The organism is Brevibacillus sp. NRS-1366 (genome assembly GCF_050467985.1).
The window spans coordinates 1-24,664 of record NZ_JBITPN010000027.1 but is presented as its reverse complement, the minus strand read 5'-3'; the positions used below and the strand labels follow the sequence as shown (position 1 = coordinate 24,664).

Annotated in this window: 22 protein-coding genes; 8 read left to right on the top strand and 14 right to left on the bottom strand. The window is 49.2% G+C overall.

Annotated elements, in window-relative coordinates:
• Positions 1-32 precede the first annotated feature (32 nt).
• Positions 33-2,360, bottom strand: coding sequence for a DNA helicase PcrA (pcrA, locus tag ACIFQN_RS23375; RefSeq protein ID WP_429835433.1), 2,328 nt, complete (start codon positions 2,358-2,360; stop codon positions 33-35).
• A 101-nt stretch (positions 2,361-2,461) separates the two neighbouring features.
• The gene (locus ACIFQN_RS23370; protein WP_429835432.1) at positions 2,462-3,262 is read right to left on the bottom strand and encodes a VanW family protein; all 801 of its coding nucleotides are present in this window, start codon (positions 3,260-3,262) and stop codon (positions 2,462-2,464) included.
• Positions 3,263-3,493: 231 nt separating this feature from the next.
• Between ACIFQN_RS23370 and ACIFQN_RS23365 the strand changes: the two genes are divergently transcribed.
• Positions 3,494-4,324 carry a glycerophosphodiester phosphodiesterase gene (locus tag ACIFQN_RS23365; protein WP_429835431.1) on the top strand — a complete coding sequence of 277 codons (831 nt, stop codon included), beginning with the start codon at positions 3,494-3,496 and terminating at the stop codon, positions 4,322-4,324.
• Positions 4,325-4,378: 54 nt separating this feature from the next.
• Here ACIFQN_RS23365 and ACIFQN_RS23360 read toward each other — a convergent pair whose 3' ends face one another.
• The 3 genes from ACIFQN_RS23360 to ACIFQN_RS23350 all read right to left on the bottom strand — a co-directional run bounded on the left by ACIFQN_RS23360 (position 4,379) and on the right by ACIFQN_RS23350 (position 7,511).
• Complete coding sequence (locus tag ACIFQN_RS23360; protein WP_429835455.1) at positions 4,379-5,527, bottom strand: branched-chain amino acid ABC transporter substrate-binding protein; 1,149 nt, start codon at positions 5,525-5,527, stop codon at positions 4,379-4,381.
• 221 nt (positions 5,528-5,748) lie between these two features.
• Positions 5,749-6,315 carry an NADPH-dependent F420 reductase gene (locus tag ACIFQN_RS23355; RefSeq protein WP_429835430.1) on the bottom strand — a complete coding sequence of 189 codons (567 nt, stop codon included), beginning with the start codon at positions 6,313-6,315 and terminating at the stop codon, positions 5,749-5,751.
• Positions 6,315-7,511, bottom strand: a complete 1,197-nt coding sequence (locus ACIFQN_RS23350; protein ID WP_429835429.1) for a PLP-dependent aminotransferase family protein — start codon at positions 7,509-7,511, stop codon at positions 6,315-6,317. Before ACIFQN_RS23350 ends, ACIFQN_RS23355 begins: the two co-directional genes overlap by 1 nt.
• A 201-nt stretch (positions 7,512-7,712) precedes the next feature.
• Here ACIFQN_RS23350 and ACIFQN_RS23345 point away from each other — a divergent pair, with 201 nt between their 5' ends.
• Positions 7,713-9,209, top strand: a complete 1,497-nt coding sequence (locus ACIFQN_RS23345) for a PLP-dependent aminotransferase family protein (RefSeq protein WP_429835428.1) — start codon at positions 7,713-7,715, stop codon at positions 9,207-9,209.
• A 131-nt stretch (positions 9,210-9,340) separates the two neighbouring features.
• On the opposite strand, the gene ACIFQN_RS23340 is transcribed toward ACIFQN_RS23345, so the two are convergent.
• The 3 genes from ACIFQN_RS23340 to ACIFQN_RS23330 form a co-directional block, all read right to left on the bottom strand.
• Entirely contained in the window at positions 9,341-10,027 is a 687-nt protein-coding gene (locus ACIFQN_RS23340) for a heptaprenylglyceryl phosphate synthase (protein WP_429835427.1), read from the bottom strand.
• 17 nt (positions 10,028-10,044) lie between these two features.
• Positions 10,045-10,335 (bottom strand): YerC/YecD family TrpR-related protein, encoded by a 291-nt coding sequence (locus ACIFQN_RS23335; RefSeq protein ID WP_023556537.1) that lies wholly within the window; start codon positions 10,333-10,335, stop codon positions 10,045-10,047.
• A gap of 113 nt (positions 10,336-10,448) precedes the next feature.
• Entirely contained in the window at positions 10,449-11,510 is a 1,062-nt protein-coding gene (locus ACIFQN_RS23330; RefSeq protein ID WP_429835426.1) for a DUF3048 domain-containing protein, read from the bottom strand.
• Positions 11,511-11,686: 176 nt separating this feature from the next.
• Between ACIFQN_RS23330 and ACIFQN_RS23325 the strand changes: the two genes are divergently transcribed.
• From ACIFQN_RS23325 to ACIFQN_RS23315, 3 genes are all read left to right on the top strand, one after another.
• Entirely contained in the window at positions 11,687-12,388 is a 702-nt protein-coding gene (locus ACIFQN_RS23325; protein ID WP_429835425.1) for a response regulator transcription factor, read from the top strand.
• Entirely contained in the window at positions 12,385-13,785 is a 1,401-nt protein-coding gene (locus tag ACIFQN_RS23320) for a HAMP domain-containing sensor histidine kinase (protein ID WP_429835424.1), read from the top strand. The genes ACIFQN_RS23325 and ACIFQN_RS23320 overlap by 4 nt, the downstream gene beginning before the upstream one ends.
• Positions 13,786-14,114: 329 nt before the next feature.
• A complete protein-coding gene (locus tag ACIFQN_RS23315) occupies positions 14,115-15,614 on the top strand; it encodes an IMP dehydrogenase (RefSeq protein WP_429835423.1) in 1,500 nt (499 codons plus the stop codon).
• A 72-nt stretch (positions 15,615-15,686) separates the two neighbouring features.
• On the opposite strand, the gene ACIFQN_RS23310 is transcribed toward ACIFQN_RS23315, so the two are convergent.
• Positions 15,687-16,661, bottom strand: a complete 975-nt coding sequence (locus ACIFQN_RS23310; protein WP_429835422.1) for an aldo/keto reductase — start codon at positions 16,659-16,661, stop codon at positions 15,687-15,689.
• Between the two features lie 267 nt (positions 16,662-16,928).
• On the opposite strand from ACIFQN_RS23310, the gene ACIFQN_RS23305 reads away from it, so the two are divergent.
• A complete protein-coding gene (locus ACIFQN_RS23305) occupies positions 16,929-17,393 on the top strand; it encodes a MerR family transcriptional regulator (protein WP_429835421.1) in 465 nt (154 codons plus the stop codon).
• Positions 17,394-18,569 (top strand): MFS transporter, encoded by a 1,176-nt coding sequence (locus ACIFQN_RS23300; RefSeq protein WP_429835420.1) that lies wholly within the window; start codon positions 17,394-17,396, stop codon positions 18,567-18,569.
• Positions 18,570-18,632: 63 nt separating this feature from the next.
• On the opposite strand, the gene ACIFQN_RS23295 is transcribed toward ACIFQN_RS23300, so the two are convergent.
• From ACIFQN_RS23295 to ACIFQN_RS23275, 5 genes are read right to left on the bottom strand one after another with little or no spacing between them, the layout of a single operon-like run.
• Entirely contained in the window at positions 18,633-19,769 is a 1,137-nt protein-coding gene (locus tag ACIFQN_RS23295; RefSeq protein WP_429835419.1) for a M20 family metallopeptidase, read from the bottom strand.
• A 12-nt stretch (positions 19,770-19,781) separates the two neighbouring features.
• Positions 19,782-20,582 (bottom strand): ABC transporter permease, encoded by an 801-nt coding sequence (locus tag ACIFQN_RS23290; protein ID WP_429835418.1) that lies wholly within the window; start codon positions 20,580-20,582, stop codon positions 19,782-19,784.
• A complete protein-coding gene (locus tag ACIFQN_RS23285) occupies positions 20,579-21,427 on the bottom strand; it encodes an ABC transporter permease (RefSeq protein WP_429835417.1) in 849 nt (282 codons plus the stop codon). Before ACIFQN_RS23285 ends, ACIFQN_RS23290 begins: the two co-directional genes overlap by 4 nt.
• Positions 21,428-21,430: 3 nt before the next feature.
• Entirely contained in the window at positions 21,431-22,525 is a 1,095-nt protein-coding gene (locus ACIFQN_RS23280) for an ABC transporter ATP-binding protein (protein WP_429835454.1), read from the bottom strand.
• Between the two features lie 8 nt (positions 22,526-22,533).
• The gene (locus ACIFQN_RS23275; protein ID WP_429835416.1) at positions 22,534-23,649 is read right to left on the bottom strand and encodes an extracellular solute-binding protein; all 1,116 of its coding nucleotides are present in this window, start codon (positions 23,647-23,649) and stop codon (positions 22,534-22,536) included.
• Positions 23,650-23,858: 209 nt separating this feature from the next.
• Between ACIFQN_RS23275 and ACIFQN_RS23270 the strand changes: the two genes are divergently transcribed.
• Complete coding sequence (locus ACIFQN_RS23270) at positions 23,859-24,617, top strand: IclR family transcriptional regulator (protein ID WP_429835415.1); 759 nt, start codon at positions 23,859-23,861, stop codon at positions 24,615-24,617.
• The last annotated feature ends 47 nt before the right edge of the window (positions 24,618-24,664 follow it).

Sequence of the window (24,664 nt, the reverse complement as noted above, 5' to 3'; positions counted from 1 at the left end):
CCTTGCAGAACGGATTCAACTTACCTCTTACATTATCCCCTTTGGATGGGGGCGAATTTCGCCAATAGCTTTTTAATGCCAGTAGGACTCGGGAAAGCGATGTCCAGCTCCATGTCGTCGCCAGTTCCCTTTACCTTGACAACCGTACCTGTTCCCCACTTACCGTGCTGCACTCTTTCGCCCACTTTCCAATCAATTCCTGCTCCCGCGCCGTGTCCAGGCAATTTATCCCCAGCCTGTGCGCCAGGACGTGAGAACGAGGAGGTTGCGGCTCCTGCTGTACGCCCCGCCATGCCCATTTTTGGAGCTGCTCCCGCTTGTGACGAAGGCGCACCAAATGGTCGACCCGCATCCCGTTGTCCAAAAATCGAACTGCGTCCACCTCCGTAGCCGCCGTCTGCTACAGGACTTCCCTCCAACAGCTCTGCTGGAATTTCCTGCAGGAATCGCGAGGGCGCATTCACATTCGTCCGACCAAACAAAGTCCGCATCCGTGCGCACGTCATGTAAAGACGCTCCTCGGCACGTGTAATTCCTACATAAGCAAGGCGACGCTCTTCTTCCATCTCGGCATCGTCAAACAACGAGCGGCTATGCGGGAAAACCCCTTCCTCTAGACCAACGAGGAATACGACGGGGAACTCCAGCCCTTTGGCGCTGTGCAAGGTCATGAGCACGACCTGGCCTTCGGCGGAAACCTCTTCCTCGGCACCGTCATTCCCCAAGGAGTCGATGTCTGCAACAAGTGCCAAATCAGTCAGGAAAGCAAGCAAGCTCTTGTCTTCGTTTTTGCGCTCGAATTCCTGTGTTACAGAGAGGAACTCCTCGATATTCTCCAGGCGCGCTTGTGCTTCCAGCGTTTTTTCTTCTTTGAGGGATTCGCGATAGCCGGAGCGCTTTAGTACCTCTTCGACCAGCTCTGTCACACTCAGGTAATCGGTCATCTGCATCAGATTCGAAATCAGGTCATTGAAAGAGAGAATCGCATTGGTCGTGCGCGATGGCAGCCCCAAGTAAGCTGTATCCTGAATCGCCGCATAAAGAGACTGGCCTTGGGAATTGGCATAAGCTTGGAGCTTATCGACAGTCGTGTCCCCGATGTTGCGCTTCGGTACATTGATAATGCGCCCGAGGCTGATATCATCATCCGGATTGGAGATGAGGCGCAAATAAGCCAAAATGTCCTTGATCTCTTTGCGATCGTAGAACTTCGTTCCGCCGACAATCGTGTAAGGAATGTTCGACTTGATGAACACTTCCTCCACCACGCGGGACTGCGCATTTGTCCGGTATAGAACCGCGAACTTGTCATAACGCTTGTATTGCTCCATTTGCTTGCGGATAGTATCGACGATAAAGTACGCTTCGTCATGCTCGGAATCGCCCTGAAAGCAGTTGATTTTCTCTCCACCATCATTTTCCGTCCACAGCTTCTTTTCCTTGCGAAGCTTGTTGTTGGCGATGACCTGATTTGCCGCTTGCAGGATCGTCTTGGTGGAGCGATAGTTCTGCTCAAGCTTAATCATTTTCGCCTCGGGATAGTCTTTTTCAAAGTTTAAAATGATGGAAATATCTGCACCCCGCCATTTGTAAATACTTTGATCGGCATCCCCCACGCAGCAAACATTGCGAGATTTGTCAGCCAACATCGAGATCAACAAGTACTGTGCACGGTTGGTATCCTGATACTCATCGACGTGGATGTAGCGGAATTTTTTCTGATAAAACTCCAATACCTCGGGTACTTCTTTAAATAACCGGACAGTCGTCATGATCAAGTCGTCAAAATCAAGGGACTGGTTGTTTTTCAGCTTTTTCTGGTAAGCCTCATATACCTTGGCAGCCACCTGTGAAAAAGGGTCCCCTGCGAGTCGGGCAAACGTTTCCGGGTCGGTCAGTTCGTTCTTTGCCGAACTGATTGCTGACAGGATCGACCGTGGTTCATACTGCTTCGGATCAATATTTAGCTCCTTTAGGCACTGTTTTACAACGGACAATTGATCGCCAGCATCCAAAATGGAAAAGCTGCGATTGATACCCAGACGGTCGATATCCCTGCGCAAAATCCGCACGCACAAGGAGTGGAAGGTCGAGAGCCAAGCATCCTGTGCTGCTGCCCCTCCAATAATAGCTGCGACGCGGTTTTGCATTTCCCGGGCTGCCTTGTTCGTAAATGTAATGGCGAGAATGCTCCATGGCGCCACTTGTTTGGCACTAATGAGATACGCGATTCGCTGCGTCAATACCTTGGTCTTTCCACTACCCGCTCCGGCTAAAATCAAGACAGGACCTTCTGTTGTCAGGACGGCCTCCCGTTGCTCGGGGTTCAATCCGGCTGTAATACGATCTGTAAAAGACATATGTATAAATCCACCTTTCCACGTTCACAAGACGAGTGCATATGTTCTTATTTTCGCACAGATCGCTGCCCAGTTCCAGTTCGTAAACGGATTAGGAAAGATCATCCTTTTGGCAGCAGAGGCTCATACATCATCGTGGCGCGATTTTGTGTCAGCCACTCATCGCATTGCCACTCTCCGTCAAGCGAAAACACGTTGCGGTAAAGCTGGTTGGTCCGCTCATAGCCTCCCCAAATAGACGGCTTGATCTCGTGTTCTTTTTCCACTATTTCATACGTTCGTGTCGATGGCATGTCGCTGCGCCATTCTCCTACCAAATGGGTATCCGTTACATAGACGTGAAGCTGAAACTGCTGCTGCGTCTGATTCGTAATCTGCAAGTCCAAATAGTTGTAAAAGCAAGTAGCTCCGCTCCCGAACGGCTGGGTGCGATTCGCATCCGGAAAAACATCATAGCTGTGACGATGCCGCTCAGTGACCGTCAGCGGCGTATGCAGCGTCATCCAGTATACCAGATTGGAAAGCTGACAAAGCCCCCCTCCAACAGCAGACGTTACACGTCCATGTGCAAGCAGCATCCCCTCTAGATATCCTTTTCTTCGCGTAGGCTTTCCGATCAGCTTCCAATAGGAAAAGGTTTCACCCGGGTGGATGACAATACCGTTTAGCTGCGAAATAGCGAGCCTCAGATTGGTCACTTTATTATGCTGCATCCACATTTCCACGTCTTTTAGTTCGCGCAGCAGAATGGTCTGGTGACGAAAATGGACGTGGCGAAGTAGTTGTTGCTGTTTCTCGTTTGCGAATTTCTTTGATCCCCATATCCATTCACCATATCGCCTCCAACGATAATAACAGACGCCAGCCGCCAGTCGCCAGCGCCCCCGCCTGATTGGTTTCATACTCTATCCCCCGATGCCCAATTATTACCTATCTGTATTGTAGACGGTAAAATGTCCCAATTAGTTTCGATGGTTTTGTAGTTCCTCGGAAACAGCCCGCTATGCTTTCGGGAGGGCCTTCCGAACGAAAAAAGAACAGCCAGTCCATTATTTACATGTTCTACATACGTCCTTTACATTGCTTGACTATCTTCAAAGGGAAATCCAATTCCTTAAAGGAGGAGATTCCAAATGATCCAAATGAAGAAAACGTTGATGGCCGCCACTCTTTTGACAGGTTTGCTTCAACCGCTCGCTGTCTATGCAGCTCCTAGCGAAAAGGTGGAGCGGGTGGACACCATCGCTCACAGGGGGGCATCCGGATATGCGCCGGAAAACACTATGGCTGCCTTCCATAAAGCGGTGAAGATGAAGGCAGACTACATCGAGATCGACGTGCAGGTAACCAAAGATGGAAAACTCGTCGTCATTCATGACACTACCGTTGACCGTACTACAGATGGAACAGGCAAAGTGGGCGACTATACATTGGATGAAATCCGGGAATTGGATGCTGGAAGTTTCTTTGGACCTGATTTTGCCGGGGAGCGTATTCCCACCTTTGAAGAGGTTCTCGATGAATTTCGTGGAAAAACAGGCATCCTCATCGAATTGAAAGCCCCAGAGCTTTATCCAGGCGTGGAGAAACAAGTGGCTGCTGCCCTCTCCGATCGGAACATGGACAAGCCTAAAAATGAAAAAATCATTGTCCAATCCTTTAATTTTGACTCTATCAAAACATTCCATGAACTGCTGCCTAGTGTCCCTGTCGGCTTGCTGACCAGTAATCAGGAGCATTTAACAGACGAAATGCTGGAGGAGTTCTCTACCTATGCGGATTATGTGAATCCAACGCAAAAACTGGTGACAAAAGAACTGGTCAATCGCATTCACGACCATGGCATGAAAATATCCGTATGGACCGTGCGTAAACCCGAAGAGGTGGAACCGCTGCTTGATGCGGGTGTAGACGACATCATTACCGACTATCCCGATTACGTCCCTCGCAACAAGCAAAAATAGATTTCAAAAAAGCTGGTGTCAACATGCGACACCAGCTTTTTCATGTATACAAACTTATTCGATTTTACCCAAAAATTTGGTTGCGTCTTTTTCATACTGATAAATAAATACATCCGCGAACTTGTTGTCACCTTTTTCATCAAAGGTAACCTTAACGAATTTACCTTCATAATCTTTGGTATTGTGAACAATGTCGAGGACTTGTTCACGGGTCGGCTTCTTGCCGCCATTCGTTTTAATCGCTTCCTTCACTCCGTTTAGGATGACATTCATCGAGTCAAAGGCATAGACAGAATAGGTCTCTGCTTTTTTGCCCATAGCCTTTTCGTATTCTGCTGCCCATTTCTTGCCTTCATCCGTTTGCTTGACATCACCAGCCAATGACGTAAAGTAAATGCCTTCTGCAGCCGCCCCTGCGATCTTGATCAAGTCGGATGAATCCAGAGCGTCTCCACCCATGAACAACCCTTTGTACCCTTTTTCTCTCGCCTGTTTCACTAAAATGCCAGCCTCAGGATAAATCCCGCCAAAATAAATCATGTCTGGATTTTTCGGAACCACTTGGTTGACTACAAAGTTGTAGTCCTTCTCGCCCTGTGTAATTCCTTCATAGCCCATGACTTGAACGCCATCTTTTTCAAATTGCGCTTTTACTTCATCGACAAGCCCTTGTCCATACGCTGTTTTATCGTGAATTAAGAATACAGTTTTTACGCCGAGAGTTTCCTTCGCATATTTAGCACCCTTTGGACCTTGGGCATCATCCCGTGCACAGATGCGGTGTACGCTCTTTTTCCCTTCCTCTGTCAGCTTCACACCGCTGTTGGCGGGCGAAACCATGACGAGCTTCGCTTCTTCATACTTCACGGATGACGGTATAGCAACACCCGTATTGAAATGCCCGACTACTCCGAGTACATCTTGATTGGCAGAAAGCATCTCTGCATTGGATACCCCAATTTTAGGGTCAGCCTGGTCATCCTGCGGGAACACCTGCAAATCAAACCCCAGCTTTTTAAACTCTTCTTTTTGCAGGTTCAACGCATATTCTGCTCCCGTTTTAATCGAGTCGCCAATCGCAGACTGAGAACCGGAAAGTGGGCTTTGGGTTGCAATCAGAATTTTGCCGGTGCCGGATGCTTCGGAGCCTGTCGTATTTTTCTGATCGACAGACTGCGTGTTACAGCCAGCAAGAGACACCATTGCCAGTAACGCGGAGAAGATCACTACTTTCTTTTTTAATAGGCTCACACGTTTTCCCCCTCGTTCATCTGATAATTTAGACAATTCTATAAACAATATCATATGAAAGAATAGGAGATTAAAAACCTTACAACATGTCTAATCATCATATTTCATTATTATACATATCATCCATTCCCATGAAGCTTTGTTTGTGCATAGGCTCAGACCTTTTATTCCTGTTAGGTCGAACCCATACTAATCATCCGGTCAATTGCGCGGTTTTCCTCCAATCCCCCTGCATCAACGATCGAATAGGCAGCACACTGAAAAAGCTCGATGACCTGTCTCTTTGCCTCTTCATCATCACTAGTTACGTAAATCATTGAGGGAGTGCCCTGCTCTTTTCCTGTGAGCCTGTGAATTCTGGCCGCTTTCGCCCCGACAATCCTGCTCTTTGGCAGCTTTTTTTGTAATTGTTCTGAACAGGATGTTTGCCAGCCAAATAACAGCCGATCTTCGCTTGTTTGTGGTATGGACAGATCAATCACGATTTTTCCATTCAGCACTGGAGCGTAGACGTCTGCCCAGGGCAGCAGATCCAGATAAGGCATAGCCACCATGACCAGCTGATTGGCTTCAATCGCTTCCGTATAACTTGAGACACTCGTGCCATTCTCCCCCATCAGCAGCTCTCTGGCAAAGGCTGTCGAACGAACACCCCATGTGATCACCTCGTTTGCTAAGAGATTGCGTACATGATGGACAACTCTTTTGCCCCATCTTCCATCGGCAATGATCGCGACCATCAATCATGCACCCTGCTTGCCAATACCTTGTCGAGAGCTGCCATCAAACGACACATCCCCATTTCTATCACCTCAGGTGAAGCGTGAGTATAGTTGAGCCTGAGTGTATTCGTTTGGGGTTGGCTAGCAAAAAAGGGAGCGCCAGGCACGAAGGCTACCCCTTCCTCCACAGCCACCTTCAATAAATCAGCCGTATCAATCTCTCTGTTAATCGACACCCATAAGAACATGCCGCCTTTTGGCTCCACCCATTGAAACAGATTCGGATCGCTCTTTTTCAAATAAGCCTGCATCACGTCTAAACGCTGCTTGTATTGCTCTCTCAGTCTGTACAAATGCTGCTGCATCGGGAAATCCTGCAGGAAATAGCACATTGCCCGCTGATCGATGGTACTGGTATGAAGATCACTCGATTGTTTCGCTAAAGCACTCATGCGAATGACCTCTGTCGGCCCTGTCAACCAGCCGATCCGAACGCCGGGAGCTACTGTTTTGGAGAATGTGCTGGTGTAGAGCACATGTTTTCCGAGTGTGTCTATTGCTGCCAACGGAATCGGCGCCTCGTCCGTAAAGCGCAGATCTGAGTACGGGTCATCTTCTACGATCAACACATTATGTTTTACTGCCAAATTCAACAGGGCTTCCCGCCTCTTTTTGCTCCATACTTTTCCCTGAGGATTTGAGAAGGTGGGAATAACGTAGATGAATTTAGGACGGTGGGTTACGATCTTTTCTTCGAGATCTTCAGGAATCATCCCGTCTGCATCGCTTTGGACCGCAATGATGTTGGCTTCGTATATGTTGAAAGCTTGCAATGCTGCCAGATATGCCGGATCTTCTACCAGAACAGTATCCCCAGGTGAAAGAAACACCTTTGCCACCAAATCGATGGCTTGTTGCGATCCTGTCGTAACCAGAATGTTTTCATGAGACGCCGCAATCCCTTTTTCTTTTAATCTCTCCGAAATGAGCAGCCGCAGCTCACTGTCCCCTTCTGTCGGGCCGTATTGAAGACTTTTTCCTCCTGAAAGGAAGACCTTTTGATAGGCTAGCTCCAATTCCTGTACGGGAAACAGTCCTTCATCGGGAAGACCTCCGGCAAAGGAAATCACGTCTCTTGATTGAATAATGCGGAGCAAATCTCGAACCGCTGATGAGGTTATTGACTGAACACGCGTTGCAAATGGATATACCACTTTGACCACTCCTTACCTACTCATATATTTTAGAGCAAGCATACGAAGCTGCCAGCATAACAGTAAACATCACATTATAACACTTTTCAAAATATTAAAAATCACCATACCCTTTTGCATCCTCTTACGTTACACTGTTTGTAATCATTTTCGGAGTACAAAAGGGATAACCAAACAAATCGATAGACAAGGAGGTTTACTATGCATATCGATTTAGATAGGCACTCAGGCATAACACTTACAGAACAGATTAGATCATCGATTGCCGATCGCATTCAGTCTGACTTGTTGCAGGAGGGGGAAAAGCTTCCGTCTGTAAGAAATCTTTCTCGTCTCTTGGACGTGAGCCTGATGACGGTCTTCCATGCTTATGAAATACTGGAGCAAGAAGGGCTCATCAATCGGATTCAGGGAAAGGGCACATTTGTTCAAGGAAAATCAATCCGATTCAAAGCTCAGCAGACACAAAACCGATCGGAGAAACCATCACTGGACTGGCAAAACACCGTAGCCGACTACCTTCCCCGTGCCCAATATTGGAGGATGATGCAGACGCCTCTTTTGGATGTCGCCAAATTATCAATGGCCGCACTACACACATCCCTTATCCCCACCGAATGGATCTCCAAGCAATTTTTTCAATCTGCTCAGGCTGATAACACGCTCTTGACCGAATATGGGCCTGTCCAAGGAGACAGCAAGCTACGCGAGGCGGTTCTCCCTTACTTTCGGAAAAAAAACATGATTACGAGTCCAAATGAGATCATGATTCTGAATGGCTCTCAGCAAGGCATCGATCTAGTGGCCTCTACCTTCATTGGTCCTGGTGATTGCGTTGTGCTCGAGGAACCTGTCTATCCCTGCACGATCGATGTTTTCAGAAAGCGTGGGGCCACCATTTATACCGTCCCGATTGACGAGGAGGGAATGCAGGTCGACCGCTTGGCGACGCTGTGCGATTCTCGTCCCCCCAAGCTGATCTACACCAATCCGACCTTTCAGAACCCTACAGGCACGGTTATGAGCGCGAGGCGCAGAGCACAGCTGCTGGAGCTCGCCCAAAGCTACAATTCCATTATTCTCGAGGATGATGCGACCAGCGATATTTACTTTGGAACAGAGCCCCCGCCCTCAATCAAAAGTATGGATACACACGGGCATGTCATCTATCTCAAAGGCATCAGTAAATTTATTTCACCCGGTTGTCGCATTGGTTTTTTGATTGCAGACGGCACATTCATCGCTCGCCTCGTCGGTTCCAAAGGAATTAGCGACTTGGGAACGCCGCTGATCACGCAAAAGGCCATTTTACCCTTCTTTTCATCAAACCAACTAAAGAAACACTTGCCTGTACTGCGGGAAAAACTAAAAGAACGGAGGAACTTAGTCCTGCAAATTTTGAATCGCCAAGCACCAAAGGGCGTTCATTGGACCAAGCCTGATGGAGGGTTAAATATTTGGCTGACATTGCCACATGTTCTGAATGCAGAAGACTTGCATGCATGCGCCCTAAAAGAGGGGATCTCCTTTTTACCTGGCCATGTTTGTTTTCCTGCCCAACAGCAATACCACCATTTCCGCATCTGTTTTTCCTATCTGGATATTCATCTGCTCGAACAATCCGTTACCACGCTTTGTCGTCTGCTGCATGACTTTATTCAATCTGATCGGCACACACAGCAGTTTATGCCTATGTAATAGACAGCAGTTCCCCAAGCACAAGTCCACATTCATTTGGCTGAAAAAAACGAAAAAATGAGTAACACATAGAGGGGGTATCCCCTCTGCATTACTCATCCTTAATCAGACCTCTACTCTGCTCTATTCGTTTATCCCTTTACGGCCGCAACTGTCGCCAATGCCGCCGCGAGGTCATCATAAACCACATTGCCCACCACCACGGTATCCGCGATAGCTGCCATCTCTTTTGCCTGCTGCGGTGTTCGAATGCCGCCTCCGTAAAAGAGGTGCGCCTCATCCGCTCCCGCCTTGCAAGCACGAACGACATCCGGATCGCCGTATGTCCCGCTATACTCCAGATAGACGATAGGCAATCGGCAAATCCGGGTCGCCACTTGTGCGTACGCTTTGGCATCCGCCGCATCAGTAATCGGACGTGCCCGTGTCAGCTCCGCTACACCCGCATCAGGGTTGGCAATCAAATAGCCTTCCGTAATAATGTCGTCCCAATGAATGTAGGCTCCATACGCTTTGAGTCCCGACACATGTGGGGTAAACATCCAATCCGGATCACCCGCATTGAGAACAAGCGGGATCAAATAAGAATCAAATCCCGGCACCACCGCATCGAGCGACGAAATCTCCAGTACGGCTGGAACAGCGTAACGCCTTATGCGGGACATCAGGTCCAATGTGTTGTCGTACGTCACGCCATATGTACCGCCAACGATGATCCCGTCTGTGCCCGATTCGCAAATCGCTTCCAGCGCGTCATCATCAATGGCTTTGTCCGGGTCTAGTTTAAACACATGGCGCCAGCCACGATAGTCAATCAACGTTGCCTGCCTCCTACCTATTTACCGATCCGCTCCAGCGCCATCTGGTACCCGTCGTTACCGTAATTCAGGCAGCGTTTTACACGGGAAATCGTCGCTGTGCTGGCTCCTGTTTCTGCCTCGATCTGGTTGTAGGTGAACCCCTTGCGGAGCATCCGCGCCACTTCCAGACGCTGAGCAAGCGACTGCATTTCATTTACTGTGCAAAGATCGTCAAAAAATTGATAGCACTCTTCAATTGTTTCCAAGGAGAGAACTGCTTCAAACAGTTGTTCAATCCCTTTACCCTTCAATTTTTCCAATTGCATATCCGTCACCCCGTTATATGATCCGTCTCCGGTTTCCCACTGTGAAATTTTTAAGCGTTAAAGCCCTACTAATTATCTTAGAAGAAACCGTCTTCATCCGCAAGCCCTATTCCCTAATGGAACTTCAGGGATTGAGACAATCCGGGGGTGCTCGGCAGTATTTCTACCCATGTATTTCCTGGCAGGAGCCCTGCTTCCTGGGTCAAGGTAGCATCCTCATAAGCGCGGATGACGCCATTGCTGCGCTTCCATTTGATTTTGCGTACTTTGCCTTGCTGGAACAAGTAGCCGTCACCAGGACCGACGACATCGACTTGAAGCCTGCCTTCTTTGTCGAGCACACGGTGCTTGGTGGATATGACCAACAAATTTGTCGCAGCCAGCTGTTTGTTATCGCTCAAATCCACGTGTGGTTTACCCGCCGTGAACCGCATGTACTTTTTTTGCTCAGCGTCGTAGGTAAACGCCGCTTTGTTCAAGGAATGAAAGGTAATATCTACCTGAGTAGCAGGCTCCCCTTCCTGAGTGACAGCATCTGCAGGCAAGAAAGCAAAATGAGGGACCTGGGCTGTGCTGCGCATCCCTTTATCCTTCATCGCCTGATCTAAAAGCTCTGGCTTTGTATACAGGTTGTGCGGCTTTTTGCGGAAGCTCTCGCGCCAAAAATAACGACCATTAGGGATTTCGTCTAAATGGCTGTAATCGGAACGTGCCAGGGTCTCCAGCGCATCCTGACTGCCCCCCGCATGGACGAGCACGGCATCAAAACCGATACCCAACTGGATAAAATAAGGTCGGATGCTGCGTACAGGTCCGATTACCTCCGGCTTTTGACTTTGGAAAATGGTAAGGAAACGGGTCATTTCCCCCTCTGCCATCACTTCATAGATCATGTCCGCCTTGTTCAGACCGGTCTGTGGACGTGCTTGCGGTGCATTGTTGATCATCACCATGATCGGGCGCTTGCTATCCAGACGTTCCTGGCTGCCAAGACCAGTCAAAGGAGCCTGATACGGATACTGGACGGGTTGGTTCGTATCAGGTGGCGTTTCTACAATCGGAGCGGTTGGCTCCGGTGCCGGGGTTGGCTGGGTATCAACCGGCTTAGGGCTGCACGCTGAGACGAGCAGCAGCACCGATAGTAAGATGAGAGACGATTTTACGAGTCGTTGCATAGAATCGCTCCTTTCTATGTTTTTCTCGTTGGTATTTCCTTACTTCTTTTTCGAGAGGATAAAAAGGATTCCTGCTTTCACATGTTTTCCACGATTCTCTTACGCCCCTGCCACACATCCCTTTTTTTCCTGTGCTACAATGTAGAAAAACAGATGCAAAGCGAGGGCGAACACCTATGAACACTCCCTACCTTGTCTATCTGGTGGACGATGAAACCAACCTTTTAGAGCTGCTGCAATCCTACCTGCAGAGCGCAGGGCTACAAGTAAAAGCATTTTCCAGCGGCATTGATGTACTGTCGCTTCTCGATGAACAAAACCAGCCTCATCTGTGGATCCTCGACATCATGATGCCTGATATAGATGGCTACGAGCTGTTAAGACTGATTCGCGAAAAATCCAATGTGCCGATCATCTTCATCTCCGCTCGTGATCAGGACGTCGATAAAATTATCGGCCTGGAATTGGGCAGTGACGACTATCTGGCCAAGCCTTTCCTTCCGCGAGAGTTGGTCATCCGTGCGAAAAAATTGCTGCAACGCACCTATGAAAAGCCAGGTGTAGCAGCCACACCCGCGCAAACGTTTCAGGACTGGGTAAATGTGGGTCCTTATATGATCTCAGAAAAAGGGCGGCAAGTAAAAGAAGGAGACGAGCTGATTGATCTGACCACAAAGGAATTCGAGCTGATCGTGTACCTGCTCCACAACCAAGGGCTAGCCCTCAATCGCGAGCAAATTCTGACCTCCATCTGGGGAGAAGACTACATCGGCTCGGACCGGGCTGTGGATGACCTGGTGAAGCGAATCCGCAAGAAAATGCCAAAATTCCCGCTGGAAACTGTCTATGGATTTGGCTACCGGATGACTCGCATATGAGCAAGTTCCGTTTGAAAAACTTGCCACTCTCCCGGCAAATTCTCATTTTGTTCATGATTTTGACCATGGTTCTGGGCATCGGACTCGGGATTGGCTATCCGCTGGCTGTGAAGCAGTACCTGGTTTCCAACACCTACTCGCTTTTAGAAGATGAATTCTACACCTTGTCAGAGCATATTTCATTTAATGAACATAACGAGCTCCTTCCTGTTCCTGCAGCTGCCCCCTACTTTTTACAGCTGCTGCTGTCTCGCTACGAGTACTCGTTTGACATGATCGTGTACGCGGACAATGGGCGGGAGCTGGGCAGCCGAAGCAGTGAACGCATTCCGCTAGAAGACATTCGGGACTTATATGTAAAAGCTGCCTCCCATCCAACCTCGCAGCTACAGCACGGCACATTGGATCGGGGCAATGAAAATTATTTGTTTGTCAGCAAAAAAATGGACTATCATGGCTTTCCTTACTATATGGTTCTGTTCTCCAAGGAGCAGGAGCTCAATCAGATCAATTCGATTTTGACCAGACAATTCTTGTACATCTTCAGCCTGCTTCTTTTGGCAAGCTGGCTGCTGGCAATCTGGTTTAGCGGATATTTGAGCAAGCCGCTGCGCAGTCTGGACGAGCTGTGCAAAAAGATTGCGCGTCGCCAGTTCGATATCCCGCTCACTATGGACAGAGGAGACGAAATCGGTCAGTTGGCACGGTCTTTCGATACGATGAAAAATCAGTTGAAGGAATACGATGAATCTCAGCGCCACTTTGTCCAAAACATCTCCCATGAGCTGAAAACACCGATCATGGCGATCCAGGGCTATACGCAAGGACTGATCGAAGGGGTCTTTCAGGGACCACAGGCAGAAAAGGGTCTGACCATTATCATGGAAGAGAGCAAGCGACTCGAAAAGGTAGTCGGACAGCTTCTCTATTTGACCAAAATCGAATCCGTCTCCCAAATGATGCAGATGGGACGGGTCGACCTGTCCGAAATGATGCAGCTCTTAAAACAGAGGCTTTCTGTGCTGAATCCCCAAATCGAATGGGAGCTGAATGTACCGCCCACCCTGATTTTAGAAGGAGACGGCGAGCAGCTCAGCACCGCGTTCGTCAATATTATGGAAAATCAACTGCGCTACGCCAAAAGCCGTCTCTCCATTACAGGAAGACAGATTGGAAGAAATGTGGTAGTGAGTATCGCCAACGACGGACCTCCGATCGAAGAAGCACTCCTCCCCCACCTGTTCCAGCGATTCCGCAAAGGGAAATCTGGCAAGCACGGGCTGGGACTTGCGATTGCCCGGGCGGTGTTCGAAGCGCATAAAGGAACGATCGTGGCGCGCAATGATCCCGACGGCCCTTGCTTTACCATGACCATTCCGATTGAGTTCAAAGGATAGGCTGTCCAAAGCTCGTGCAGAGTCTCTAGACACCTCCACAATACGATGGCGATTTTATCAATGAGTGCCTCTTTCTACTAAACGATTAGGAGTGAGGCACTCCTTTTAAGCAATCATTCCGAGCTGCTCTGCCTGCATCTATCAGTTCGTAACAAATTGCAACGCTTCCTCCAATGAAATCCGTTCTTTCCATCTCATATGTTCATCACCTGTTCGCAAACTCAGCATAGAAAAACACCTCATCTTTCAATTCCCTATTGACGTTCCTTCTCATGGCGGTTAACATGATAAAAATTTCTCTAATAAAAATCACACAGGAGGAGAAAATTGTGGCTTTCTATTACACAGAACCATCCCGGACGTTTAACGAGTTTTTGTTGCTTCCGAACCTGACCACAAAAGAATGCACGCCGAATAATGTGGACTTGTCCACCCCGATTACCAAGTTTAAAAAAGGTGAAAAGCCTGCCATCTCTCTAAACATACCGTTCTCATCCGCAGTCATGCAAGCAGTATCCGACCATCATATGGCGGTAGCTTTGGCTCGATGTGGCGGTATTTCCTTTATTTTCGGCTCCCAATCCATTGAAAGTCAGGCAACAATGGTTCGCAAAGCAAAAGGATACAAAGCCGGCTTCGTAGTCAGCCGTTCCAATCTGACACCTGGCCATACCCTCAAAGACATCCTGGAGCTAAAAGAACAGACCGGCCACTCCACTGTAGCGATTACAGAAGATGGCTCCGCCAAGGGCAAGCTGCTCGGAATCGTTACTGGCCGCGACTACCGGATCAGTCGCGACTCGTTGGACAAGCCTGTCAGCGACATCATGACACCTTTCTCCTCCCTGATCTATGGAAAATCCGGTATTACTCTCTCCGAAGCAAACGATCTGATCTGGGAGCATAAGCTGAATTGCCTCCCGCTCGTGGACGAAAATCAAAACCTGGACTTCCTCGTTTTCCGCAAGGACTATGACTCTCGCAAAAACAACCCGCTGTCCCTCTTGGATGCAAAGAAAAGCTACATTGTTGGGGCTGGTATCAATACCAAGGATTACAAGGAACGGGTACCTGCATTGGTGGAAGCAGGCGTTGATATCCTGGTGATTGACTCCTCTGACGGATTTAGCGAATGGCAGCGCGAAACAGTCCAGTATGTAAAAGAAAACTTCGATGTACACATCGGTGCCGGAAACGTAGTCGACAAGGAAGGCTTCCGTTATCTGGTTGAGTCGGGAGCAGACTTCATTAAAGTAGGAATCGGCGGCGGTTCCATCTGCATCACCCGCGAGCAAAAAGGGATTGGACGCGGACAAGCATCGGCTCTGATCGAAGTTGCCGAAGCGCGCGACGAATATTTCAAAGAAACCGGCATTTACATTCCGCTCTGCTCGGATGGCGGCATCGTGCATGACTACCACGTGACTTTGGCTCTGGCCATGGGCGCAGATTTCGTCATGCTGGGCCGCTACTTCGCTCGTTTCGACGAAAGCCCAACCAAAAAGGTGAAAATCGGGAACAACTTCGTAAAAGAATACTGGGGTGAAGGCTCCAATCGTGCACGCAACTGGCAACGTTACGACACCGGCGGAAAAAGCGGCCTCGTATTTGAGGAAGGCGTCGACTCCTATGTACCATACGCAGGAAGCCTGCGCGAAAATATGGATCGTACCCTCAGCAAAATCAAATCGACCATGTGCAATATTGGCTCGCTCTCTATTGCAGAGCTGCAGCAAAAAGCACGTATCACTGTCGTTTCCGCTACCAGCCTGGTCGAAGGCGGCGCACACGATGTAATATTGAAAGAAAGCAGCATGGCTGCAGAATAAGCAAAAAAAAACCAGTCTACCTCGTGTAGGCTGGTTTTTTCATGTCCTTTTTGCTTCGCCTATTTCAGTCAGTTACGATAACCGATAAACCGCGAACGGCTCTACATGACGGTACGCATCACTGAGGCGTTCCAGCTCTGCGAAACTCGCTTCGTCCAGATTCAGCGAAGCGCTTTGCAGATTGTCTGTCAGTTGCTTAGCGCTGGTTGCCCCTACAATGACGGAGGAAACGGCTGGTTTGTGCATCAGCCAACTCAATGAGAGCACACTAGCGGATACGCCCAGCTCAGCCGCCAAATTGCTGACTTGTTGCCCAAGCTCCAGCTTCTCGGGACTCAGCATTTTGACGAATCGAGGCTCCTTATCCGCTCTGGAGCCTTCTGGTGCCTGCTCGACAGATGTATATTTGCCTGTCAGAATACCTCCTGCCAGCGGAAAGTACGGAATGATTCCCACACCCTGATCGAGACAAAGCGGTACCAGTTCACGCTCTGGCGTCCGGTCTGCCAAGGAATAGCTGACTTGCGTGGACACATAGCGATTTAGCCCCTCGCGTGCGCTAATACCAAGCGCTTTCATCAATTCCCAAGCCGCGTAGTTGGATGCCCCGATATAGCGCACTTTTCCGGATCGGACCATGTCATCCAACGTCCGCAGTGTCTCATCCAAAGGCGTTTCCGGATCAAAGGTGTGAATTTGGTACAGATCTACATAGTCTGTACGCAGTCGTTTCAGGCTGTTCTCCAGCTCCTGCATCAAATGGTAGCGGGACGAACCCTTTTGATTCGGTCCTTCTCCCTTCACCAAGCCAGCCTTCGTTGCGAGCACAACTTCGTGCCGCTTCCCTTCCAATACTTGTCCAATGATCCGCTCCGATTCCGTATTGGTGTAAATGTTTGCCGTATCAATAAACGTGATTCCGTTCTCAATCGCCGTGTGAATAATCGCGGTAGATGTTTGTTCGTCGGCACGCCCGCCAAATGAGTTGGTGCCCAAGCCCAAAGCCGAGACTTTTAACCCGCTACTTCCTAAACGATAGTACTTCATACGTATTCGACCTCTTTTCTATGAGAAATGGCGTATACAGACCTTTCCATTATCTCGCAAAATAGTGGCGTTTGGCACCCTCATTAGTAATCAAACTGTAGTGAGGGAAAGGAAAAAGGAGAAAATGCTCCAGGTTCTTGGGATACTAGCTTGGGGCATCCTATAAGAAAATATTTCTGATTGCAAAACAATAACGTTTACGTTAAGGTTATAGTTGTGAATAAACGATTCGTGATGATGAACTTACAAAATGAAAGGAGAGACGTGATGTATCGAATTGAGGAAGTGGCACAGAAAACCAAATTGACCAAAAGAGCCCTACGCTATTACGAAGAGCTGGGCTTGGTTTCCCCTTCTGGTAGGACCGACAGCGGATACCGGATGTATACGGATAGTGACGTCGAACAAATTTTACACGTAAAAGACATCCGTGATTTGCTAGGTGCTTCGCTGGCGGAGATCAAGGACATGGTGGAGCTTGGCCGCTTTTACGAGGAACAACGTGATTACTATAATCTGCACTACAAAGACCGGGAGCTTGAGGGACCGGAATTGCTGAGGCGCATCGACATGCTGCAAACATTGGAAGATACGCTGACAACCCAGCGCACTTTTCTCCAAACGAAAATGGCGCGAATGGAGGAACTTCTGAAAAGCTACGATGAAAAATTAGAGCGTATCGTAGGCAAGAAACATGAATTGGAATCAAAACACCAGGGAGGGAACAACTAAATGTCTGCGGATTCACATTCATTACGCACCATTCTAAAACAACCCAAGTCGGCCTATGCTGTGGCTTTTGCCTGTGTCGTGGCCTTCATGGGGATTGGTCTGGTAGACCCGATATTACCAGCCATTGCTGCCAAACTAAATGCAACACCGAGTCAAGTATCCCTTCTGTTCACCAGCTACATGCTGATGACCGGGGTCACCATGCTCATTACCGGTTGGCTGTCCAGCCGCATCGGCCCAAAACGGACCATGCTGTTCGGCTTGCTCGCCATCATTCTCTTTGCCTTTTTAGGCGGCATGGCTAATTCCGTCAGTGGAATCGTTTGGTTCCGCGCAGGCTGGGGGATTGGGAATGCCTTCTTTATTTCAACTGCTCTTGCAGTAATCGTGAGTGTGGCGAGCGGCGGCACAGCCTCTGCCATTGTCTTGTACGAAGCCGCGATTGGACTGGGGATGTCTGTTGGCCCGCTTTTGGGCGGTTTGCTCGGCGGAATTAGCTGGCGTGGTCCTTTCTTCGGGGTTTCCGTGCTGATGGCCATTGCCTTTCTGGCTGTTTTTGTCTTACTGAACGACATACCCAAACCAAAGAAGCGCACTTCTCTTCTCGACCCGTTCCGTGCACTGCGATTTCCCGGACTTTTTACGATGGCCGTTACGGCTCTTCTTTATAATTTCGGTTTCTTTACTTTGCTTGCTTATTCCCCATTTGTTTTGCATATGGATGAGCACAGTCTGGGCCTTGTCTTCTTCTTCTGGGGTGTTCTCCTGGCGATTACATCCGTGATTGTCGCGCCTAAACTTACAGATCGGTTTGGGTCCGTTCCTACCCTTTATGTCATGCTGCTCTTGCTCGCCATCGATCTGGCTTATATGGGCTTTGCGGTGTCATCCCAAACAAGTCTCGTCATCGCGATTGCTGTTGCGGGTGCCATTTTGGGCGTGATCAATACCATTTTGACCACCGTCGTGATGGACGTGGCGCCTGTAGAACGGGCGGTTGCTTCCTCTGCTTACAGCTTTGTCCGCTTTGTAGGCGGAGCTATCGCGCCTTGGCTAGCCGGAAAGCTGTCGGAATGGTACGGCTCAACCGTTCCCTTTTATGTCGGAGCATTCGTCGTCCTGATCAGCATCTTGGCTCTGTCTATGGGACGACGTCATTTATCTGAGGTGAACTAAAACACAAACAAAAGCACCTGCACAGATGCAGTATGAAACGCATCTGACAGGTGCTTTTTCTCTTTATACTTCTTCGATCAATCGCGCCAATAACGCAGCGCGGACCGGTATTTCCCCCAGTTCGATCCATTCTTCCGGCGAGTGCGCGTAGCCACCCTTTGTCCCGAGTCCGTCAAGCGTTGGAATACCGCAAGCAGCGGCGAAGTTCCCGTCGCTTACTCCTCCTGTACCTGACTCCTCCAGCTCCAAACCTAGCTCGCTACTGCTGATCGATTGCGCCAACGAGAATAATGCCCCTGTCTCCTCCGTCCTCTCCATTGGTGGACGGCGAATCCCTCCAGTTACGCTGATCGTTGTTCCCGTGAGCGTAGGTGTGAGCCCCTTAATCACCTTTTCGATCCGTTCTGCTTCTTCCATAGAGACAATTCGCACATCGACTCCCGCTTCTGCGTAATCCGCCACCACGTTGGAGCCTATTCCGCCCTTGATCACTCCGACATTCACAGTGGTTCCCTTCGTGTAGTCGGTCAAGGAATGCAGAAACTGAACTTGCCGGGCGAGCTCTTCAATCGCAGAAACACCCTTTTGGTGATCCACTCCAGCATGAGCAGAGACCCCTTGTACGGTGATGGTAAAATGAGCACTGCCCTTACGCCATGTTTTCAAGGCGCCAATCGGCTCTGTCGGAGGCTCCAGTACGAAGCTGGCAATGGAGCGTGGCGCTTCCTCCTCCACCAATTGCCTCGAGGTGGGACTGCCTATCTCCTCGTCACTGTTCAATAGCAATACAATTTTTTTGTTCGCAGGCAAGCGATCCAGCTTGACCAAAGCCCGCATAGCAAACATCGCTTGCAGTACGCCCGCTTTCATGTCGTAAACGCCAGGACCGTATGCTTTTTCATTACGGATAGCAAATGGCCTGCGCGCCGCCTCTCCCTCCAGCCATACCGTATCATAATGACCGATAATCAGGATCTGCTTGTCTCCATCACCAAGCGTACAACGCACCTGGTCCCCATAAGTAGCATTCGGGATCAGCTCTGCCTTTCCACCAGTCAGTCGTTGAAATTGAAGGGCGAACCAACCCGCCATCCGGTCGCCTAAAGATTTGTCACGCGAAGGCGAGTCCATGTTGACCGCCTCTTCGAGCAACTGAAGATAGTGAGTCATGTTGTCTTGCAAATAAGTGTGAATTGACATAGTGCCTCTTCCTTAATGAGATTGTGAATTGAGTCCGAACAGGCGCTCTAGTCCGTACACTTTTTCGAGGAGCACGATAAACACCAGGCTCAACAGGATGACAACCGCTGAGATGGAAGCAACCAACGGATCCAATGTCTCCTGCATGTAAGTAAAGATCGCGAGTGGCAGTGTCGTTGTGTCCGGTGCCACCAAAAAGAGAGAAACCGTCACATTATCAAACGATGTCAAAAATGAGAAAATCATTCCCGACACAATCGCAGGACGCAACAGTGGCAGCGTAATGTCCCAGAACACCCGAAACGGATGGGCGCCCAGCATGTAACCCGCTTTTTCCAGTGTGTAGTCGAATGTGCTGAGACCAGTCAAGACCAACCGCACGACATACGGGATGGAGATCAGGATATGGGCCAAAAGCAGTCCGGTAAAGGTTCCCGCGATACCGATTCGGGTAAAAAACAGCAGCGCCGAAATCCCGATAATCAGCGATGGAACCGTGAGCGGGGAGAGCATCAACGCATTGATGACTCCGCTCCCGCGAAACTTGTACTTCGATAGCGCAAAGGCGGCCAGCGTTCCTAGCAGTGTAGCCAAAATGGCAGTAACGGTTGCCAATTTGAGACTCGTCCAAAGTGACTCGATAAACTCCGGCCGCTCCAAAATCATCGAATACCACTGCAAGGAAAAGCCTTCCGGTGGAAAGGCGAGATAGCCAGCCGCAGTAAACGAGCTCGGAATAATGACCAGAAATGGCAGATTGACGAGAATGAGCACAAAGAATGTGATGAGCCCGAGCACGTTGATCTTTTTCATGACGCAAACACCTCTTTATACCTCTTCGTTTCAATCAGCCTCGTATAGAGGGTCACTAGCAAAATGGTGCTGCCGAGCAACAGGAAGGCAAGTGCGGCACCCAGCGGCCAGTTCAGTGTAGCCATGATTTGCTCATATGCGATGACCGGCATTACTTTCACCGACGTTCCCCCCATGAGGGCTGGCGTGACAAATGCACTCATCGACAAGCTGAAGACTAGTGTGGTACCCGCGATAATCCCCGGCAAGCTCAGAGGCAAGGTCACGGTGAAAAAAGTCCTCGCCCTCGACGCTCCCAAAATAGAAGCTGCTTTGGAAAGCGAAGGATCAATCGCATATAAGCTAGTGGCAACGGCAAGAACCATGTAGGCAACGAACGAGTCGGTGAGACCAATGACTACGCCGAGCTCGTTGTACAACAGTCTAAGTGGCTGATCAATGAGACCGAGCTTGATCAAAGTCTCATTGATCCAGCCCTTCTCTCCCAGCACAACCACCCAGCCAAAGTTGCGAATCACGACACTGATCAGATGGGGTGCAAGGATAAACATCGTAACAATTCCGCGCATTTTTCCTGTCGCCTGCGCCATGTACATCGCCACCGGGAATCCGAGCAACAATGTAGCCAGCACAGTCCAGAGACTGACGCGGATCGTCCGCCAGAGAATCTCCAGGTAAAACGAGTCTTGGACAAAAAGCGCATAGTTTTTCAAAGTAAATGCCTGATTGTCATCCTGAAAGCTGAGCATGAGCATGAGCATGAGCAGCATCGGCAGGATAAAGACACCTAATAGCACAATCATCGCAGGTGCAGTCAAAAGTGTGATCGAGAGACGTTTGTTCATCCGTCATCCCCTCTCTGCAGGCATGATCAGCACGTCTTCTGCATTCCACTGACAGTAAACTGCTTCTCCCGCTTCTCGTTCTGCTGATTTATCGGTCATTTGGACTTTGACAGAAAGCGTATGCTCTCCCACCCTAACTTCGCATTCTGTGTACGAGCCCAGGAAGGAGGCAAGCTGCAAATGTCCTTCTACCCGATTAGCGCCCGTATCTGCTACTGTATCCGATAGCGTAATCTTCTCCGGCCTCACGAAGACAATCACTTTTTGCTGGGGAGAGAACGTCCGTTGTTGCTTGGCAGCCTGAACGAGCAGACCGCCTGTGGTCCGTACGGTGATCTGATTGTCGTCCATTCCGATCACTTCCCCCTCCATCCGATTCGTTTTGCCGATAAAGGTATGTACGAATTCAGAAGCAGGCTGATTGTAGATTTCCAGTGGCGTGCCGATCTGCTCTACAAATCCGTGATTCAAAACGACGATGCGATCAGAGAGCGCCAGCGCTTCCTCTTGGTCGTGGGTCACGAAGATCGTCGTTACCCCGATTTCCTGATGCAACCGTTTCAGCTCATCGCGCAGCTCATCGCGCAATTTCGCGTCCAAGTTACTGAGCGGCTCATCCAGCAGCAAGAGCGAGGGCTCGATCACCAGCGCACGTGCAATCGCAATTCGTTGACGTTGTCCACCGGAGAGCTGCTTCGGATAACGGTCTGCGACATTAGGCAGCTTGACCAGGTCCAGGACACGCTTTACCCGCTCTTGCATCTCCTTTTTGCCTACCTTTCGCAGCTTCAAGCCGTAGGCGATGTTTTCGGCAACAGTCATGTGTGGGAACAGCGAGTACGTCTGAAACACCATCCCCAGCTCCCGCTTATAAGGAGGCACTCTGTTCATCCGCTGCCCCTTGATCAGCAAATCACCGCCATCCGGGTCCAGAAATCCAGCGATCATATTCAGTGTCGTGGTCTTCCCGCAACCAGATGGACCTAGGAATGCGATGAACTCCCCTTGCTCCACCTGCAGGTTGAAGTCTTGAACCACGACATTGCTTTGAAATTTTTTCATGATGCCGCGTAGTTCGACGTCAATCACCTTGGTCACGTGCATACCTACTTTCCTGTTTTAGGTGCAATTTCTTTATTGAAGCGATCCAGCCATGCCGATGTTTCTCTACTGATTACGTCATAGTCAAAATTCACGACTTTGCTGCGGTCAAACTCCAGTGTTTTGGCTACATCATCGGGCAATTTCACAGCGGTTGCCGGGTTGTAATACAGCTTGGTCGCATACATGGTCTGAACTTCGTCTGTCAACAAGAAGTCGACAAATGCTTTTGCTGCCTGCGGATGCTTTGCCCCTTTTACCAAAGTAGCTACGTTCGGTACAATATTACCGCCCTCTGCCGGGAAAACGAATTCCAATGGCAGACCTGCTTCTTTTTGTGTCAGGCTGCGAGCCATCGTCCATGTCGTATAGGCAGCGCTTTTACTTTGCAGGTTTTGCTGCAACTGCGCGGCACTCTTTGCAAAAGTAGGCATGTATCCTGCAATCGTTGCCATTTTCTCAAAGCCCGGCTCAATCACTCTCTCCGAACCGCCGTTCGAATAAGCAAGCATGATCATCGCGGAACGGCCAAAGTTGCTCGCCACATCGGTCATCGTGATATTGCCTTTCACCTCTGGCTTGGTCAGGTCATTCCAGGACACAGGGACAGGCAATCCTTTTTCCTTCACCAGCTCGCTGTTGTAAGAGATTCCCATCGGCGTAAAGTTCACCACGACACCGCTATCCTCGCTCACACGCAAGTCGTCTGGAACATTCTTCATATTGGGGATGTCTGCCGCGGAAACCGTTTCCCACAAGCCTTCTTGACGTCCCTTTTCCTGCTCGCCACCCTCTACGATGGTCAGGTCGATTTGCGGAGAATTTTTCTGCGCTTTCACTTTGGCTACGATTTCTGTTGATACGCCGGACACATACGTCAGCTTCACGTTGGGGTACTTCTCGTTAAACTTTTTGAAGACCTCATCCTTCATCAGCTTTTCAACAGTAGCGCCGTTACCTGCGACAACCAAAGTGTCTTCGAGTTGTACCTGTGGTGCCCCGCTGCTTGTATTGTCAGCAGTAGGAGCAGGTGCAGCTTGCGGTGTGGAAGAGCCGCAACCAGCTAACAAGGAACCAGTTAAAGCAAAAATGGACAGTACAGCTAATGCCTTTTTCTTCACGTAAACTCGACCCCCGATTTATCTAATTTGTTCACGAATAGAGAACGCTGTTTGCTATTCGAGAACGATAGAGTTATACTATCATAAAGAAACTGACTATTCAAGGTAGTCATATTAAAAGCATCATTTCCTCAATTAAAGGGACAAGCTTATGATAGAATAACCTCTATCGAGGCAAAACCTTAATGCGTGTAAAAGGAGACGTTTTCATGGATCAAGTGTTGTCTTCTGTTCGAAATAGTTGTCGGCTGTTAAAAATATTTCTGGATTCTCCCAAAGAACTCGGAGTAACCGAACTAAGTAAACGGCTGCAATTGTCAAAAGGAGCCGTTCACAAGCTGCTTTCCACCCTGGAATCAGAAGGCTTTATTCGTCAAAATGAAAAAAACAAGCAATATACGCTTGGCTATACGCTGCTGGAGCTTGGCACCAAAGTACTGACAAACCACGATATTGTCGATTTCTCCAAGCCATTCTTAAGTGAGCTTGTCTCCCGGACCAATGAATTGGCTGTACTGTGCGTGCAAGACTCCAAGGACGCCATTTATGTAGCCAAAGAAGATTCCCTTCATCCGATTCGTTTTACCGTCGAGTCGTTCCGGCGTTTTCCGCTTTACTCGACGACAGCGGCACGAGTGCTGCTTGCCTATCAGCCAGAGTCGTTTCAAGACGAGATTTTGGAAGAACCGCTGAAAAGCTATACACCGCATTCGTACACTTCCGTCGAGGAAATAAAAAAGGACCTCATTGCCATCAAAGAGCGAGGCTATGAAATCAGCTCGAATCGCCGCAATAACGGAGTAACCGGAATCGCAGCCCCTATTTTTGATTCAACGGGGCACGTGACGGCATCGATTAGTGTCATCGGACCAACCGATCGCGTCTTCCCGAAGAAAGAAGAGATTTTGCAAGAAACACTGGATACTGTCCGCGAAATGTCCGTTCAGTTGGGATACCGTCTATCGTAAAAATGAACATAAGAAAACCTCCAGAACTGATATGCTCCCTTTCGGGT